The organism is Bifidobacterium dentium JCM 1195 = DSM 20436, assembly GCF_001042595.1.
GTDB lineage: Bacteria > Actinomycetota > Actinomycetes > Actinomycetales > Bifidobacteriaceae > Bifidobacterium > Bifidobacterium dentium.
Genome location: NZ_AP012326.1, coordinates 398072 through 413588, shown reverse-complemented (window position 1 = coordinate 413588; position 15517 = coordinate 398072). Strand labels below are relative to the sequence as shown.

Annotated in this window: 15 protein-coding genes, 2 tRNA genes and 1 pseudogene; 12 read left to right on the top strand and 6 right to left on the bottom strand. The window is 60.8% G+C overall.

Annotated elements, in window-relative coordinates; translation table 11 throughout:
* Positions 1–104: 104 nt before the first annotated feature.
* Positions 105–1253 (bottom strand): mannose-1-phosphate guanylyltransferase, encoded by a 1149-nt coding sequence (locus BBDE_RS01620; RefSeq protein ID WP_003837542.1) that lies wholly within the window; start codon positions 1251–1253, stop codon positions 105–107.
* Between the two features lie 148 nt (positions 1254–1401).
* Between BBDE_RS01620 and BBDE_RS01615 the strand changes: the two genes are divergently transcribed.
* From BBDE_RS01615 to BBDE_RS01605, 3 genes are all read left to right on the top strand, one after another.
* Positions 1402–1477 (top strand) — tRNA-Thr (locus tag BBDE_RS01615).
* Positions 1478–1519: 42 nt separating this feature from the next.
* Positions 1520–1600: transfer RNA gene (locus BBDE_RS01610), tRNA-Leu, on the top strand.
* Between the two features lie 107 nt (positions 1601–1707).
* Positions 1708–2715 carry an AEC family transporter gene (locus tag BBDE_RS01605; protein WP_003837543.1) on the top strand — a complete coding sequence of 336 codons (1008 nt, stop codon included), beginning with the start codon at positions 1708–1710 and terminating at the stop codon, positions 2713–2715.
* A 60-nt stretch (positions 2716–2775) separates the two neighbouring features.
* On the opposite strand, the gene BBDE_RS01600 is transcribed toward BBDE_RS01605, so the two are convergent.
* Complete coding sequence (locus BBDE_RS01600; RefSeq protein WP_003837544.1) at positions 2776–3465, bottom strand: non-canonical purine NTP pyrophosphatase; 690 nt, start codon at positions 3463–3465, stop codon at positions 2776–2778.
* Between the two features lie 43 nt (positions 3466–3508).
* On the bottom strand, positions 3509–4273 hold the full coding sequence (gene rph, locus BBDE_RS01595; protein WP_003837546.1) for a ribonuclease PH: 765 nt from the start codon (positions 4271–4273) through the stop codon (positions 3509–3511).
* 281 nt (positions 4274–4554) lie between these two features.
* Here rph and BBDE_RS01590 point away from each other — a divergent pair, with 281 nt between their 5' ends.
* Positions 4555–5877, top strand: coding sequence for a nicotinate phosphoribosyltransferase (locus BBDE_RS01590; protein ID WP_003845120.1), 1323 nt, complete (start codon positions 4555–4557; stop codon positions 5875–5877).
* A gap of 182 nt (positions 5878–6059) precedes the next feature.
* Here the strand turns inward: BBDE_RS01590 and BBDE_RS01585 are convergent, their stop codons facing one another.
* Positions 6060–6482, bottom strand: a complete 423-nt coding sequence (locus BBDE_RS01585; RefSeq protein WP_012901853.1) for a MerR family transcriptional regulator — start codon at positions 6480–6482, stop codon at positions 6060–6062.
* Positions 6483–6638: 156 nt separating this feature from the next.
* Here BBDE_RS01585 and BBDE_RS01580 point away from each other — a divergent pair, with 156 nt between their 5' ends.
* Positions 6639–7649 (top strand): aldo/keto reductase, encoded by a 1011-nt coding sequence (locus BBDE_RS01580; protein ID WP_033489133.1) that lies wholly within the window; start codon positions 6639–6641, stop codon positions 7647–7649.
* Positions 7650–7796: 147 nt separating this feature from the next.
* Here the strand turns inward: BBDE_RS01580 and BBDE_RS01575 are convergent, their stop codons facing one another.
* On the bottom strand, positions 7797–8117 hold the full coding sequence (locus BBDE_RS01575; protein WP_003837555.1) for a DUF3039 domain-containing protein: 321 nt from the start codon (positions 8115–8117) through the stop codon (positions 7797–7799).
* Between the two features lie 164 nt (positions 8118–8281).
* Between BBDE_RS01575 and coaD the strand changes: the two genes are divergently transcribed.
* The 7 genes from coaD to ilvN all read left to right on the top strand — a co-directional run bounded on the left by coaD (position 8282) and on the right by ilvN (position 14282).
* Positions 8282–8776, top strand: coding sequence for a pantetheine-phosphate adenylyltransferase (gene coaD / locus BBDE_RS01570; protein WP_003837556.1), 495 nt, complete (start codon positions 8282–8284; stop codon positions 8774–8776).
* Positions 8773–9516, top strand: a complete 744-nt coding sequence (locus BBDE_RS01565; protein ID WP_003837557.1) for a hypothetical protein — start codon at positions 8773–8775, stop codon at positions 9514–9516. The genes coaD and BBDE_RS01565 overlap by 4 nt, the downstream gene beginning before the upstream one ends.
* Before the next feature lie 2 nt (positions 9517–9518).
* On the top strand, positions 9519–10139 hold the full coding sequence (locus tag BBDE_RS01560; protein ID WP_003837558.1) for a YceD family protein: 621 nt from the start codon (positions 9519–9521) through the stop codon (positions 10137–10139).
* Positions 10140–10224: 85 nt separating this feature from the next.
* Positions 10225–10419 carry a 50S ribosomal protein L32 gene (gene rpmF, locus BBDE_RS01555; RefSeq protein WP_003837559.1) on the top strand — a complete coding sequence of 65 codons (195 nt, stop codon included), beginning with the start codon at positions 10225–10227 and terminating at the stop codon, positions 10417–10419.
* Positions 10420–10867: 448 nt separating this feature from the next.
* On the top strand, positions 10868–11557 hold the full coding sequence (rnc, locus tag BBDE_RS01550) for a ribonuclease III (protein WP_003837561.1): 690 nt from the start codon (positions 10868–10870) through the stop codon (positions 11555–11557).
* A 277-nt stretch (positions 11558–11834) separates the two neighbouring features.
* A complete protein-coding gene (locus tag BBDE_RS01545) occupies positions 11835–13700 on the top strand; it encodes an acetolactate synthase large subunit (protein WP_012901850.1) in 1866 nt (621 codons plus the stop codon).
* Between the two features lie 27 nt (positions 13701–13727).
* The gene (gene ilvN / locus BBDE_RS01540; RefSeq protein WP_003837563.1) at positions 13728–14282 is read left to right on the top strand and encodes an acetolactate synthase small subunit; all 555 of its coding nucleotides are present in this window, start codon (positions 13728–13730) and stop codon (positions 14280–14282) included.
* Between the two features lie 131 nt (positions 14283–14413).
* Here ilvN and BBDE_RS11670 read toward each other — a convergent pair.
* Positions 14414–15448 (bottom strand): annotated as a pseudogene (locus BBDE_RS11670) (ATP-binding cassette domain-containing protein); the annotation flags it as partial.
* Positions 15449–15517 lie beyond the last annotated feature (69 nt).

Sequence of the window (15517 nt, the reverse complement as noted above, 5' to 3'; positions counted from 1 at the left end):
CGCTCACGTACGGATTCGCCTGATATTGCCGTTTTCATGCCATCACCATACACGAACACGCCAATCCGTGACGATGCAATCGTATGCAATCCGCAACGTGAAGATCAGAGAATGTCTTCGGCCCCGAGCCTGTCGAGATGAGCGACCATGCTTTTGACTTCCTGACTGCGGGCGCGCGGCGCGATGAGCAGCGCGTCGGGCGTATCTACCACCACCATGTCATTGACACCGAGCAGGGCGATGGTACGCCCACTTTCCGGCACGACCACGTCGCCCGCGGAATCCAGATACGCCACGGATTCCGCATCCCCCAGGATTTTGATATTGCGCTCGTTGGCGCTCGGCAGCAAGGCGGCCACCGAATTGAAATCCCCGATGTCATCCCATCCGAAATCGCCCGGAATCATGGCCACACCGCCCGCCACCGACAGCGGTTCGGCCACCGCATAATCGAAGGCTATCTTCTCGATGCCGGCCCAATCTCGCGCCATCGCCCGCTCAACGGCCGCCCCACGGGTTCGCACGGGGGATTCGTAGGCGTCGGCGATACGCGAAATCGCCTCGTACATCAGCGGCTTCGCACGCCTGATGTGATCGAGCAGCACGTCGGCGCGCATCACGAACATACCGGCATTCCAACGGTACTCACCCGTCGACAGATAGGCCTGCGCGGTCGCGGCATCCGGTTTTTCCACGAACCGTTCCACCAACCGCGCCGCAGGTGCGTCCGGAACGTCGGCCGCCAACGAACGACCCTGATGAATGTAACCGAACGCGGTCGAGGGGCGCGAGGCGGCGATGCCGATGGTCGTGACGTAGCCGGCACGGGCTGTCGCCACCGCCTGACGCACCGATTCGGCGAAGGACTGACGCCCGCGAATCACATGGTCGGCGGCGAACGAACCGACCACGCAACGTTCGCCGCAACGCCGCGCGATCACCGCCGTGGCCAGTACGATGGCCGCGGTGGAATCCCGGGGAATCGGCTCGGCGAAAATATTGTCCGCATCGAGCTGTGGCAGCTGCTCGCGCACGGCCCCCACATGCCCGACACCCGTACTCACGTACACATTGCCCTTGCCGGCGATCGCCTCCAGCCGGTCGTAAGTGGATTGGATGAGCGTACGCCCCTGCCCCAGCAGGTCGTACAGAAACTTCGGCCGGTCACGTCTGCTCAGCGGCCACAGTCTTGTGCCCGTGCCGCCGGCGGGAATAATCGCATGGAAGTCGTCGAAACCAGTGTCGCTGCTCATGTGCCCATTGTCTCGCAAATCGACCGTCTCGCAAATCGCAGGTCGCCGCCGGCCGTGACACTTCCGACTTCATCGATTTGTGCAAATCGAACATCTCCGCTATGATTGCTGTCTTGTGCGCGGCTAGCGTATGCTTCCCGGGCATTGCGCCACTTTAGCTCAGTCGGTAGAGCGGCTCACTCGTAATGAGCAGGTCGACAGTTCGATTCTGTCAAGTGGCTCCATTGCCCTAGATGTGTGTGCACGTCTAGGGTTTTGCATATCACGCGCGAGTGGCGGAATTGGTAGACGCGCAGGATTTAGGTTCCTGTGTCTTTGACGTGTGGGTTCAAGTCCCATCTCGCGCACTTTGATCTCCAGAATGTGGCGTCGCGAAGGAGCGACCGCCACCCCAGCCTCTAAGATAGCATGCAGAGAGTGAGTACATAACGAAGCGAAGAGAGTCCGAAGCCCCATGTCCGCGCTGATTCAACCCATTGCGCTGCTGCTGATCATCCTTACCGGCTATCTGTTCAAACGCGCCGGCAGATTCAAGGATCGTGATTACCGCATTCTGCAGACCGCCATGTTCGATTTGGTGTTACCGGGCGCAATCGTCTACTCGTTCGCCACGAATCCGCATGATTCCAGCATGCTATGGATCTCCGTGTTCGGCTTTGTCGTCGCCTTCATTCCGCCGGTCATCATCTTTCTGACATCACGCAAACGGCCTGTGCAGGATCGCGCCTTCACCATGCTCAACGGTTCCGGCTTCAATGTCGGATGCTTCTGTTTTCCCGTGGTACAGGCCTTTCTCGGCACGGCCGCGATCGTCCCGGCCGCCATGTTCGATATCGGCAATTGCGTGATGGTGGCCGCCGGCACGAACGTCATGACGCAGACCCTGCTGCACATTCAGCCCGGCAAGACGCTTGGCGAGCAGTATCAGGGCCATGCGCCTACCCTGCCCTACGTAAAGCCGAAGGACAGGGACGCGAAAAGACTCGCCCGCAAGGCCCTGTTCCGGAACGTGTTCAAGGGATTCTTCGGCTCGGTACCGTTCGATACCTACCTGCTGATGATCGTGCTGACGCTTGCGGACGTGAAGATTCCCGCCGTAATCGCCACATTGGCGCAACCGCTGTCGAACGCGAATTCGTTCTGCGCGATGCTCATGGTCGGCATGCTTATGGATCTGCCCGCCGGTCGTGCGGACGTCATGAAGCTGCTCAAGGTGATCGGCTGGAGACTGCCGTTCGGCATCGCATTCGCGGCCGCGGCCTGGCTCATGCTGCCGTTCGACGCTTCGATCCGCGAAGCCGTGGCCATGTGCTGCCTGGCGCCGATCGCCGTATTCTCCACGCTGTTCACCGACAAGGTGCTCGGCAATGCGAAGCTTGCCGGCTTCTCCCTGTCGATCAGCGCGATCATCAGCCTCATCATGATGACCGGCACCCATGTTCTGGTCACAGCGCTCGCGTGAATTCGCTTCTTGTGATGTCGCGGTAATCCTGCGCGATCCTATGGGGAGCGAGCCGTCCGCCTACTGCCTGAGCAGGGCTTCCACGGCCGGCACGAGCGCACGCAAGGCCTTGCCACGGTGGGAGATGGCATTCTTTTCGGCAGGTTCCATCTCGGCCGAGGTAAGCCTCACGCCAGCTTCGACGGCACGCGTCGGCTGGTCGTCCGGCACGAACAGCGGATCATAGCCAAAACCGTGCTCGCCGCGCGGAGCATGCAGCAACACACCCGGCATCTCACCGATCTCCACGGTCTCACTGGTAATGGCATACGGTTTGCCGGCGGATTCGGCCGTATCGTCTTCCCTTTTGGCGCCCGGCACCACAAGTGCGGCGGCGCAACGGAATCGCGCGGTACGACTGGCCTCCGGAATGTCGGCGATCTGGGCGAGCAGCAGCGCGTTGTTGGCCTTGTCATCGCCATGCCTGCCGGCCCAGCGGGCAGACAGGATGCCCGGAGCGTTGCCCATTACGTCCACGATCAGGCCGGAGTCGTCGGCGATTGCCGGGCAGCCGGTACGTGCGGCCACGTCACGGGCCTTGAGCAGCGCGTTCTCCTGAAAGGTCACGCCATCTTCCACGGGATCGGGCAGGTTCAACGAGCCTGCGGAGACGAGCTCCGCATCGGCTGCGCCGGCGCCAAGCCTTTCCTCCAGAATGCGGCGTATTTCCACCAGCTTGCCCTCATTGTGGGTGGCGACGATGATTTTCATGGTTTCCTTTCAGTCTGCGCCCTCATCAATGACCAGGATTCAATCAATCCAAGGCGAGTGCGGCACGCTGTGCGGCCTGCAGCTCCTTGTTGCCCTGTTCGGCGAGATCGAGCAGGGCGTTGAGTTCGGCACGGCTGAACGGACGGTGCTCGGCGGTGCCCTGAATCTCAATGAATTCGCCGGAACCGGTCATGGCCACGTTCATGTCGGTCATGGCCTGGCTGTCTTCGATATACGGCAGGTCCAGCATCGGCTTGCCATTGATCACACCCACGGAGACTGCGGAAACGCAGTCTTTGAGCACCCTGTCGGCGGATTTGATGTGCCTGTGCCGCTCGGCCCAACGCATTGCGTCCACCAGTGCCACATATGCACCGGTGATGGAGGCGGTGCGGGTGCCGCCGTCGGCCTGCAGCACATCGCAATCGATCTGCACCTGATTCTCGCCCAACGCCTTCATGTCGACCACGCCGCGCAGGCAGCGGCCGATCAGTCGACTGATCTCATGCGTACGGCCGCCGATCTTTCCGCGTACGGATTCGCGGTCGGTGCGGTCGGCGGTGGCACGTGGCAGCATCGCGTATTCGGCAGTGACCCAGCCCAGGCCGGAATCCTTGCGCCAACGCGGTACGCCGGAGGTGAAGGTGGCGGTGCACATCACGCGCGTATTGCCGCATTCGATGAGTACGGAACCTTCCGGAACGTCCGTGAAACGGCGGGTAATGCGAACCGGACGCAGTTCGTCCACCTTGCGCCCGTCCGCACGAATCACGGTCTGCTCGCCCAGCATGTCTTTAATCGCTACCATTGCACTGCTTTCGTGTCGATAATCTCGGATTTCCTACCAAGAGACACTATCACCATCCGTCCTCTTGCCCTCCTTGGAGTCACGCCGCAGATGGAGCCTGCCGAGGCAGGGACAAGATGGTGTCCGTCCGTCGGCTTGTTCCGTCGGTCAGTCCCGTCAGAGCGAAGATTCGGACCGGAGAGCCAAGACGATGCACGTATGATGATATGCAAGCGGTAATTGGTCACCGTCCGGACTACACTTATGGTCAGTTTCACCAAAAGTCAAGAAAGGCTTTGGAAATGCTGGATTATTCACCTGCCCTGATGACCGACATGTACGAATACACCATGCTTGACGCATGCCTGAAAGACGGTACGGCCAACCGTAAATGCGTATTCGAGATCTTCACCCGCCATCTGCCGCTGGGCCGTCACTACGGCGTGGTCGCCGGTCAGGGCCGCATCCTCGATGCGCTTGAACACTTTCATCTCGACGACAACGACCTGAAGTTTCTCTCCGACCGAAAGGTGGTGAGCCCCGAAACCATCGCATGGTTGGAGAATTTCCGTTTCTCCGGTTCCATCAAGGGCTATCGCGAAGGAGAGATGTTCTTCCCGAACTCCCCCATCCTGCAGGTCGAAGGCACATTCGGCGAATGCACGCTGCTGGAAACGTTGCTGCTGAGCATCCTGAATTATGATTCCGCCGTCGCCTCCGCAGCCTCCCGCATGGTCAGCGCCGCAAAGGATCGTCCGTGCATGGACATGGGCGGCCGCCGTACCAACGAATGGGCCGCCGTCGCGGCCGCACGCGCCGCGGTGGTCGGTGGTTTCAAGGGCACCGCGAACCTGCTGGCCGCGCAAATGTACGGCCTGAAGGCCATCGGCACCGCCGCGCACTGCTTCACGCTGGTGCATGACGACGAGCGCAGCGCCTTCGAATCGCAGATCGCCGCACTCGGCAGGAACACCACTCTGCTGGTCGACACCTACAACATCGAAGAGGCGGTGAAGACGGCCGTCGAAGTGGCCGGACCGGAATTGGGCGGCGTACGCATCGACTCCGGCGACCTCGCCTCCCTGGCCCAGCGTGTACGCAACCAATTGGATGCGCTGGGTGCCACCAATACGAAGATCACCGTGACCAACGACCTCGACGAGTACGCGCTGGCTTCCCTGCAGACCGCTCCGGTCGATTCTTACGGCGTGGGCACCATGCTCGTCACCGGCTCGGGCGCGCCGACCTGCGCGATGGTCTACAAGCTCACCGAGCGCGAGAATTCCGCGGGCGACATGCAGCCGGTCGCCAAGAAGTCGAAGGACAAGGCCACTGTTCCGGGCCGCAAGCTCGCCTATCGTTCCTATGAATACTCGCTGGCCGAATGCGAGCATGTCATCTCCGGTTCCGAAGAAAAGCTGGCCGCCTACCAGCCGGAAGAAGGCTGGAAGGATCTGCTGGTCGATTATGTGACCAATGGCGAGAACCACACCGAATATCAGGGCCATGACGCCATCGTCAACGCGCACAACTACCGTGCGAAGGCGTTGGCCGAACTGCCAATCGGCGCACAGAGCCTCATGAAGGGCGATCCGGTCATCCCGACCGAGGTCACCGTCCTCTAACCCAATCTACCGACGCTCACAACCACTCAGCGTCGGTAGATTGAGCAACCACCCAATCCACCGACGCTCACAACCACTCACCGTCGGTAGATTGAGCAACCAACCAAACCACCGACACCTACAACCATTCAGCGTCGGTAGATTGAGGAAGTGCCTATAACTGCCGACGGTGAGAAGAGGCGTTACCGGAAGTCCTTGCCGTCGTAATCGGCCCAATCCGGGGGTTGCGTACCATTCTCATAACTGCTCTGCAGATCCTTGTACAGATGCAGCTTGCGCAACACGTGCATATACGCCTCCTCCAACGAGGCACGCTGTTCGACGATAACGTCACGGCGATTCTCCAACAGCTCCACCATGTCCGAAATATGCGTACGTTCGTCGCCTTCATAGGCGAAGAACCGCTTGAGCTCGTCGATACTCATGCCCGCATGCTTGAAGCAGGCGATCGCCTCCAGCTGCCCGATATGCTCGTCGCCATAGACACGACGCCCCGCATCGTCGCGGCCGACGTCGGTCAGCAATCCCTGATCTTCGTAGTACCGCAACGTGGACGGCTGCATGCCAAACTTCCTCGCCATCTCGCGAATCGTGTACGAGCCCATCTCCCCTCCTCAAATCCTTTTCCTGAGATTCCCTCATGGCAGAAGGTGCATCACCTGCCACGATTTGCGTTCAAGTTTACTTGAAGTGCGACGATGGATTCAACGGCGCCGCGCAACGCATCGCGGCGAACAGCCCCGTTTTTTCAAGGAGGAACCTTGCTCGAACCAACCACCGTCTACACGCCATCGCCTGCACGCTATGACAGCATGACCTACAACCACGTGGGCGCAAGCGGCCTGAAACTGCCGGCCGTTTCCCTCGGCTTCTGGCACAACTTCGGCGACATCACCCCATACGACACCATGCGGCAGATCGTGTTCACCGCATTCGACAACGGCGTGACCCACTTCGATCTGGCCAACAACTACGGCCCGGAACCCGGCTCAGCCGAAAAGAACTGCGGACGACTGCTGCACGAATATTTCCACCATCACCGCGACGAACTCATCATCAGCACCAAGGCCGGCTACGAGATGTGGCTCGGCCCCTACGGCGACCTCGGAAGCCGCAAATACCTGCTCGCCTCGCTCGACCAAAGCCTCGAACGCCTCGGTCTCGACTACGTGGACATCTTCTACCATCACCACATGGATTCACACACTCCGCTCGAAGAGACCATGGGCGCACTGGCCACCGCGGTACACAGCGGCAAGGCGCTCTACGTGGGCCTGTCCAACTACGACGGCCCGACGCTCGAACAGGCCACCGCCATCCTGGACGAATTGCATGTGCCGTTCATCATCAACCAAAACCGCTACAACATCTTCGACCGCACCGTGGAACGCAACGGATTGAAGGAGACCGCACATCGCCTCGGCAAGGGCCTGATCACCTTCTCACCGCTCGATCAAGGATTGCTGACCGACCGATATTTGAACGGGATTCCGGCCGATAGCAGAATCGCGCACGATGGGCGGTTCCTGCAGGAGAATGCCTTGACCCCGGCAAAGCTGCAGCAGATTCGCGACCTGAACGGTCTGGCCGCCGAACGCGGGCAGACGCTCGCGGAGATGGCACTCGCATGGCTGCTGCATGACGGCATGGTGACTTCGGTACTGGTCGGCGCCTCCCGCCCGCAACAGTTGCTCGACAATATCGGCGCGCTGCGGAACATCACGTTCACCGACGAGGAGCTACGTCGCATCGACGAAATCTCGTCACGCTGATCTGCCACATCGACTCGGCATAACACGGGATTCACGCATACGGGGGCTCACGCAAGACTGCGCGAACCCCCGTATATGTCCTCCGCATGCGCCCGCTTTTGCCCGCTTTCACGGAACCTCTGCGGATCCGCCGACGCCACAGGCTCGTCAGAAGGAGGAATTCATCATCTCGTCATAGATGCGCTTGCAATCAGGACACACCGGATACTGGGAAGGATCACGCTTAGGCACCCACACCTTGCCGCACAGCGCCACGACCGGGCGACCGGTGAGCTTCGATTCCTGGATGCGGTCGCGCGACACGTAATGCGCGAAACGGTCGGCATCACCGTTGCCGCCGTCATCAAGCTGCGTCTTTTCCTCCGGACGCTCCAGCACCGCAGTGCCGGTGCCCGCATCCGGGTCGGAAAGCGGCGAAACCGGGTCGGCGTCATCATAGACGCCATCAACAATCGCATGCCAAGCCATGGTGTGCTCCGTCCTTACAAAACCTCGGCAGCGGACCCCGCAGCCGGAATCCCATGCAATACGCTGCCATCAACTGTCCTCTATCATAACCTCGTAAACCACGCACCGTTCATATATAAAGGAGATGCTCAGCTTCTTCGCCCGCGCGCGGTACCCTTAAGACTATGACGATTGCAGTATGTCCCGGGTCGTACGACCCCGTCACCGCCGGCCATCTGGACGTTATCGAGCGGTGCGCGCATTTCTTCGACGAAGTGCATGTGGTGGTCGCGGTGAACGCGGCGAAAACACCGATGTTTTCGGAAGACACTCGTGTCGATATCATCCGCCAGGCGCTGAAAGAGCGCGGTTGCCGCAATATCAAGGTCGCTTCGACCACCGGGCTGATCACCGACTACTGTAAGCGGGTCGGAGCCACGGTCATCGTCAAGGGACTGCGTCAGAACGGCGACTATGAGGCCGAACTGGGCATGGCCTTGGTCAATCGCAAGCTCGCCGACGTGGAGACGCTGTTCCTGCCGGCCGCGCCGGATCTGGAACATATCTCCAGTTCCATCGTCAAGGACGTGGCGCGTCACGGCGGCGACGTCACCGGCATGGTGCCGGATTGCGTGATTCCGCTGCTTGGCGAGGCGCTGAAGAACGAAAAGAGAGCATGATGACAGACGAAACGCAACCCTATGACGTTGCGCAGGCCGATGATGACGACCAGACTTCGCAGCAGCCGGTGCAGGCCGCTTCCGTAGCCGCACGGACCTCCGGCAAGCCGTCCTTCTCGATGTCGGATCTGCCGGATCTGCGCGAGACCCTCGATCCGGACGCTTCCGCCGAGGGCCCGACCGGACACAGTCGTGAGGAGTTCACGACGGTGTACGACATCATCGACAATATGGAGGCCGCATTGACGGAGGCCAAACCGAGCCTGTTCGCTCCCAGCGTGGTCAAGGTGGATCGTGAGATGTTCACCGACCAGCTCGATCAGCTCAAGAAGATGCTTCCGGTACAGCTCGAGCGCGCATCGGCGCTGATGCGCGAGGCCGAACGTCGGTTGGAGAGCGCGCAGACGCAGGCGAATGCGATCGTGGCCTCCGCGCAGTCGCGAGCGGCCGATACGGTACGTGAGGCGAATGAGCAGGCGCAGTTCCTGGCCGGGCAAGAGAACGTCACCGAAATCGCACGGCGGAAGGCGCGTGATATTCTCGACCAGGCGCAGGCGAAGGCGGATCATCTCACGCAGGGCGCCGACAAGTACTGTTCCACGGTGATGGAGTCGCTGCAGCAGCAGCTCGGCAAGCTTGACCATGATGTTCAAGCGGGATTGCGGGTGCTGTACGACCGCCAGCGCGAGGCCGGCGAGCACCTGCCCCACCTTGAATCGAACGACTATCCGGAAGGCTGAATATGGCACGTATCGAAGACTCCCCTTGGGCGGTTTCCGTGGCGCAGGTGGCATCCCGCGCAGGTCAGAGCAAACCGCTCGACGCGATGTTCCCCGCTCCCAGCGGCATCGGCGATGAAATCGTCGGCGTTGACGAGGGTGCGGATGTGCAGGTCGTCGGCTCCTTCGATTCGATCGTCGACGGTCTGATTCTTTCGGCGCGCATCAGCGCACCGGTACATGCGGAGTGCACTCGTTGCCTGAAGCCGATTCAGCGCAACTGGGACGTGAACGTCACCGCCTTCTTCCCCTATGAAGACAAAACCGCCGTCAAGGGCGGCAAGAATGGCGCCAAGGCCTCCGAGGAGGAAGTCGACATCGTTGCGGGCGAAGACGAGTCCGAAGACACCTATCCGCTGCTCGAAGGCGGTTCATGGGCCGATTTGGAGGCGCTGCTGCGCGATACCCTGGTGGAGGAGCTGCCTCTGCAACCGCTCTGCAAGCCGGATTGCAAGGGACTGTGCTCGCAGTGTGGCATCGATCTGAACGAGCAGCCCGATCATCATCATGATGTGACCGATATCCGTTTCGCCGCGCTGGAAGGACTCAAGGCCCGTCTCGAGGGTACCGCCGATGGCGAATGATGCTCGATTTGGCGTTTGTACGGAGCTCACGTTAAGATACTGAACGCTTAAGCTCATATCGTTCGAACGAAATAGAGGAAACACCATGGCACTGCCTAAGTACAAGACCTCGCGCGCGAATACTCATTCCCGCCGCGCAAACTGGAAGGCCAAGGCCGCCCAGACCGTTACCTGCCCGAACTGCGGCGCCCCGGCGCTGCCGCACATGGCTTGCCCGAGCTGCGGCTCCTTCCGCGGCCGTGTGTACCGCGAGGCCGTCCGCTCCATTCACACCAAGTGAGTGTTGCCGACTAACGGTATATAGCATTGAAACCCTGCCATCGACGGGTGGCAGGGTTTTTGCTATTTGGGGCAGTGCGATTCGGTCCGCGATCTTCCGGTCCCCCATTTCGCTAGACTTGACCATAGTGCGGATCGGCGGAATCAACCTCCGCTCGACGATTATGCACGAATTCGTTGTTTGCGTAGCAATGAGACCAGGTGACTGGTCGCCTCGCCACGTGCGCAACGGCTGATTAACGAAGGAAGCAATCATGGCTCACCATCAGACCGGAACCAAGAACTCCACATCCAAGAACCCCCGGACGCCTGAAGCGTCCAAGACGTCCAAGGCCATACGGCCAACAGCGGTCAAGGGGAAGACGGCACCTGCCGACCCAACCGCCGCGTCTACGGGGAATACACGGGAGAGGACCCATATCTCCACCTCCATCACGACGGAAGGCGAGATGACCGCCAACGTGCTGCTGGAAGCACTCGGCACCACACTCGCCCCCGAACTGCTGGTCGAGGCGCTCACCCACCGCTCCTTCTCACACGAGCATCCAGGCGCGAAGAACTACGAACGCCTGGAGTTCCTCGGCGATGCCGTACTTGAACTCGTCTCCACGGAAACGCTGTATGCGGCCCATCCCGACATGACGGAAGGCCAGCTCGCCAAGATGCGCGCCAAAGCCGTTTCCGAAGAGTCGTTAAGCCACATCGCCCGCGAGAAGCTGCATGTCGGCCCGTACATCCTGCTCGGCAACGGCGAGGCGGAACAGCATGGCGCGGAGAAGAGTTCCATTCTCTGCGACATCGTCGAATCGCTGATCGGCGCGACGTTCATTCAGCACGGTATCGATGAGGCGCGAAAAGTCGTGCACCATCTGGTTGATGACACTTTGGCCGAAGTCGCCACCGAAGGCCCGGCATTGGATTGGAAGACCTCGCTGACCGTCAAGGCCCATGACATGGGATTGGGCGAGCCGTATTACCGGATGTCGGTTTCCGGCCCGGAATACGCGCAGGTTTTCACCGCGAAAGCCATGCTCGAAGGCTCCGACGAGGTGATTGGCATCGGCAAGGGCTCCAGCAAGCGCAAGGCTCAGCTTGCCGCCGCCGAGGCCGGCTGGAAGGCTTTGGACAATCGCCACTGACCATGCTCATCGGCGAAGGGCTGGCAGTGAACTCAGTAGACTACGCCGATGGCTTATACCACGCCCCTTCGCAACACGCCAGCATGTGGGCCGTTGCGGCTTTTCGCCGCTGTCAGCCGTTAGCATAGACTGATTACTAGCGAAGGAATTTGCGCAGCCCAGTCGCCACAAGCGATTACGCCGCATTCCGAAAAGGGGCTTCGACACCCGGCGCTCACCGACGCGCCCGCACACGAAGCCCAGCGAGAAGATTCCACGAACGAGCATGAGAGGGAACATGGTGTTACCTACGCCTCTGCAGGCATTCAGCGGCATGCCCAAGGCATCCGCCAACACTGAAAAGCAGACCATTGTCGACGGCGAGAAGATGACCGGCGCCGAAGCGCTGGTTCGTTCGCTGGAGGATCTGGGAGTTCAGGACGTTTTCGGCATTCCGGGCGGTGCGATTCTGCCGGTCTACCATGCGATCAAGGACGATACGAAATTCCGATTCGTACTGATGCGCCACGAGCAGGCCGCAGGCCATGCCGCCGAAGGCTATGCCGTGGCGACCGGCCGTGTGGGCGTGTGCATCGTGACCTCCGGCCCGGGCGCCACGAACATGATCACCCCGATTGCCGATGCGAACATGGACTCCATTCCGTTGGTCGTGATCACCGGGCAGGTGGGCGTGAACGCGATTGGCACGGACGCCTTCCAGGAGGCCGATATCGTCGGAGCCACCTATCCGGTGGTCAAGCATTCCTACCTCGTCACGCGCGCGCAGGATATTCCGCGCGTGCTTGCCGAAGCGCACTACATCGCACGCTCCGGTCGCCCCGGCCCTGTGGTGGTGGACATCACCAAGACCGCACAGACCGGTGACATGTACTACTCCTGGCCGCAGCGCATGATTCTGCCCGGCTACAATCCGACCACCAAGGCTCACGGCCGCGTGCTGTCCGATGCTGCCAAACTGTTCGAGCAGTCCTACCGCCCGGTGCTGTATGTAGGCGGCGGTGCGGTGCGTTCCGACGCGGGCGAGCTCGTCAAAGAGCTGGCCGAGATCACCGATGCACCGATCGTCACCACGCTGCCGGCACGCGGCATCGTGCCGGATTCCGATCCGAAGGTGCTCGGCATGCTCGGCATGCACGGTACCATCGCCGCAACCGGCGCAGTGCAGCGTTGCGATCTGCTGGTCGCAATCGGCGCACGTTTCGACGATCGCGTCACCGGCAAGCTCGATGCTTTCGCACCGGGCGCGCGCGTCATCCATATAGACATCGATCCGGCGGAAATCGGCAAGAACCGTCAACCGGACGTGCCAATCGTAGGCGATGTGGCGACCGTGCTCAAGGATCTCATCCCGGAAATCAAGCGCGAGCAGGCCATGCACGGCAAGCCGGACATAAGTCACTGGTGGGAAGTCATCAACAAGTGGGTCGAAGACTATCCGATCAAGTGGGAGCAGCCCACCGACGGCTCACTCGCCCCGCAATGGGTCGTCAAGCAGCTGTCCGTTATGGCCGACCCCGACACCATCTGGGTTTCCGGCGTGGGCCAGCATCAGATGTGGGCCACCCAAATCATCGAATTCGACAAGCCGCACTCCTGGATCTCCTCCGGAGGACTTGGCACGATGGGCTTCGGCCTACCCGCGGCCATCGGTGCACGCGTCGGCTCCGCACGCGAGTTCGCCGACAAGAAGCCGGTGTGGCTGATCGACGGCGACGGCTCCTTCCAGATGACCTCCGAAGAGCTGGCCACCGCGTTCCTCGACCGCACTCCGATCAAGATCGCCCTGCTGAACAACTCCGTATACGGCATGGTGCGCCAATGGCAGACCCTGTTCTACGAGCATCACTATTCCGCCACGAATCTGCTGGATGGCGAAAACACGCCTGACATCATGGACGTGCCGGACTTCGTGAAACTCGCCGAGGCGTATGGTTGCGTCGGAATGCGCGCATTCACCGAGGAAGAGGCCATCGAATGCATCAAGAAGGCCAACGCGATCAACGACCGACCGGTACTCATCGACTTCCGTGTGTGGAAGGATGCCATGGTATGGCCGATGGTCGCCGCCGGCGCCTCCAACGACGACGTGACCTACATGCCGGGTATCAAGCCGCTGCAGCGCGCCGCGGCCGAGAACGAGTGAACGAGTAAGCGGAAGGAAGGTCCAATCATGGCAAACTATCCTGCATCCCAGCCGGGTTCCAAGCGGCATACGCTGTCCGTGCTCGTGGAGAACCGTCCGGGCGTGCTGGCGCGTATCGCCGGCCTGTTCGCCCGCCGTGCGTTCAACATCAACTCGCTGTCCGTCTCCCCTACCGAACGTCCGGACATCTCTCGCGTAACCGTTACGGCCGACGTGGAGGAGGTGCCGCTCGAGCAGATCATCAAGCAGCTCAACAAGCTGCTGCATGTGCTGAAGATCGTGGATCTCGATCCGAACACCACCGTGGAGCGCGAGCTGGTGCTCATCAAGGTGGCCGCCGACGAGTCCAACCGTTCCGACGTGCTGGAAATCGTGCGCCTGTTCCGCGTACGCGTGGTCGACGTGAACCCTGAGTCGCTGACCATCGAGGCTACCGGTGCCGAAGGTAAGATCGACGCACTGCTTGGTCTGCTGGAACATTACGGCATCATCGAGCTGGTCCGTTCCGGCGCGGTGGCCGTGACCCGCGGTCCGAAAGCGCTGAGCGAGAAGGTGCTCGGTTCCGAGATCACCGGTCGCTGATCGGCGTCTGAGTTACATCGAAACACGATGAAGGGCGGTGCCTGCGATTCATCTCGCAGGTACCGCCCTTCATCGTCCTCAGCATCCGACGGCAACGCTGCCATCCATGTTCTGGGTCTATGTTCTTGGGCCTACTCGAGCTGTTCAGAGAGCTCCATCCACTCCATTTCGAGGGATTCGGATTCGTCTGCAACGGCCTGCAACTGCCCGTTGATCTTGCCTAGGCCTTCGTAATCGCTCGGATCATGTTCGGCCATCTGCGATTCCAACTCGGCTTTCCGCTCTTCCAGTTTGGCCAGCTTGCGTTCGATTGCGGCAACGCGCTTGGATGCCTCATGGAATGCCTTGCCGGTGAGTTTTGCCGAATCAGCGGCTGGACTGCCGGCCGAATCGCCGATTGCGCCGGTCGCCATACCAGCGGAAGCCGTAGCCGAGCCGACGTCTGCATGAGAATCGCCGGTATTGCCGTTCCTGCGTCCCTTGTCTGCAGACTTCTCATCGGCGAACGGATTCTTACCGTTCTTGATGGCTTCGGTCATATCAAGATAATCCTGCACACCACCAGGCAGATGACGCACCTTACCGCCGATCAGCGCATACTGCTGGTCGGTGACGCGCTCCAGCAGATAGCGGTCGTGGGAGACCACAATCAACGTACCCGGCCAAGTGTCGAGCAGGTCCTCCATCACAGCGAGCATGTCGGTGTCGAGATCGTTGCCGGGCTCGTCCATGATAAGCACGTTCGGCTCGTCGAGCAGGATGAGCAGCAGCTGCATGCGGCGCTTCTGCCCGCCCGACAGGTCTTTGATCGGCGTCATGAGCTGCGCGGATTCGAAGCCGAGACGCTCCATCATCTGCCCCGGCGTGGTTTCTTTGCCGTCCACGATGTAGCTCGGCTTGTAGCGGCTCAGCACTTCCTTGATCTTGTATTTGCCGAGTTTCTCCAGTTCGTCGAGTCTCTGCGACAGCACCGCGAATTTCACGGTCTTGCCGATGTTCACATGACCGGCGGTTGGAGTGATCGTGCCATCGAGAATCTTCAGCAGCGTCGATTTGCCGGCACCGTTCGCGCCGACGATGCCGAATCGGTCGCCGGGGCCGATCAGCCATGTCACGTCATCGAGGATCTTACGACCGGTGACGGTGATCTTCTGCGCGGCGGACGTCACTTGCGGCGCGGAATCGTCAGGCTCCGCACCGTCTTGCGATGGAACCGCAGCCGTCTGCTCAGCTGT